Here is a 1,505-nt window from a genome sequence, read left to right on the forward strand (position 1 = left end):
GCACCGGAAGCGACTAACGCTTTCGCGCGCTCTGCCGCAGATGCTATTTGGCCAAGCGACCTTCCCATCGCACCAACCGCGCCCGACTGGACATGCGGAACGGGATGCGGCGGCTGTGGCGTGAGTGGAGTTGGCTCCGAGTTGCCATGTGGCAACTCCTCCGATCGGCGTGTCAGCATCGCCTTGAGGGTGTCCTTCCGGCTCACGTCGCCCTCCCCCATGCCTGTTGCATCAACCGGTCGATTTCGTCATTCACGGAATCGAGAGACTCCATCGCCCGATCGTAGGTTTGCTTGGCAAAGTTCTCTTTTCCAACTTCATAAAGGGTCTGCTTGGAAAGGCCCGCGTCGGAAATAGCGGTGGATTTGACCATCGTGCTATTCAACACTCGCTCTCGAAAAAGCGACCTCATGAACGCCACCATCTGAGTTTGCGGCGCATCCGCCGGCTCGAAGCGCGTCACGACGTAGCGTATGAAGTCGTACTCGAGATCACCGCCCGAACCCTGCACCACACGGAGTATGTCGGCCGCCATCAAGAGAAACTGGCACATCGACATTACATCCAGCATCTGCGGATGGACCGTGATGAGAAGTCCGGTCGCGGCGCAGAGCGCTCCAAGTGTGAGAAAACCCAACTGGGGGGGGCAATCGAGGATCATGACGTCGTAGTCATCAGCGACAGTGCCCAAAGCCGTTGCCACCCGTCCGAAAAAGGGCTCGGCATCGCGCTCCGCAAGAGCGCGCGGCGTGTCGTGCTCGTACTCCATGAGCTCGAGGTTTCCGGGGATTATATCAAGCCCTGGAATGTAGGTCTTGCGAATGACTTCCCTGAGAGGGCGCCGTTCGTCATCATATCGGACGGCTGCGTACATCGTCTGGTTCGGCTGAATATCGTATTCGGGTTGATAGCCATGCAGTGCCGTGAACGAGGCTTGCGGATCAAGGTCGACTGCGAGTACCCGGTACCCTTGTAATGCGAGATATTGAGCAAGGTGCGCGGCCGTTGTCGTCTTCCCGGATCCGCCCTTAAAATTTACCACTGCCATTACCTGGCAGTGCTCTTCACCCTTTCGGTGCGGTACATACCGCTTTCCCTTTGAGCCCTCGTCAAGGACCGCTCGCAGTTCATTGATCTGGTCAAGGGTATACGACCGGCGACCGCCCGCGCCGATCGACGGCTGCGGGCCCTTTCCGCCAATCGAAAGTTGACGCAAATATGCATCAGCGATGCCAATGAGCTTCGCGGTCTCTACGGACGAGAACGAGCGAAGCGTCTTCTTCGATACTGGTGGAAAGAGAGCCTCACGCATCGCCAGCAACTCGGCTGACAATGCGGCGCCATCGCCGGCAATGACGTCCGTCATCAGCGGCTTTGTTCCCTGAGCGAGGGTTTTTGTGCTACGAGCTTTTTCCATAACTACGGGGTCTGTTCCAACTACGCCGATTTTTCGTAGGTAGAATTGCCCCGAGTCGGGTAAATATGCAAGGAGTTTAAGGTTAATG

1 protein-coding gene and 1 pseudogene are annotated in these 1,505 nt (G+C 57.2%); both read right to left on the bottom strand.

The genetic code is table 11. From position 1 onward, the window contains the following. A pseudogene (locus CEV33_RS24195) lies at window positions 1-206 on the bottom strand (plasmid partitioning protein RepB); the annotation flags it as partial. Further along, window positions 203-1,417: a plasmid partitioning protein RepA gene (gene repA, locus CEV33_RS01320; protein WP_094538719.1), complete on the bottom strand. Its 1,215-nt coding sequence runs from the start codon at window positions 1,415-1,417 to the stop codon at window positions 203-205. The pseudogene CEV33_RS24195 and the gene repA, both read right to left, overlap by 4 nt. Window positions 1,418-1,505: the final 88 nt, after the last annotated feature.

Source organism: Brucella grignonensis (genome assembly GCF_002252505.1).
Lineage (GTDB): Bacteria > Pseudomonadota > Alphaproteobacteria > Rhizobiales > Rhizobiaceae > Brucella > Brucella grignonensis.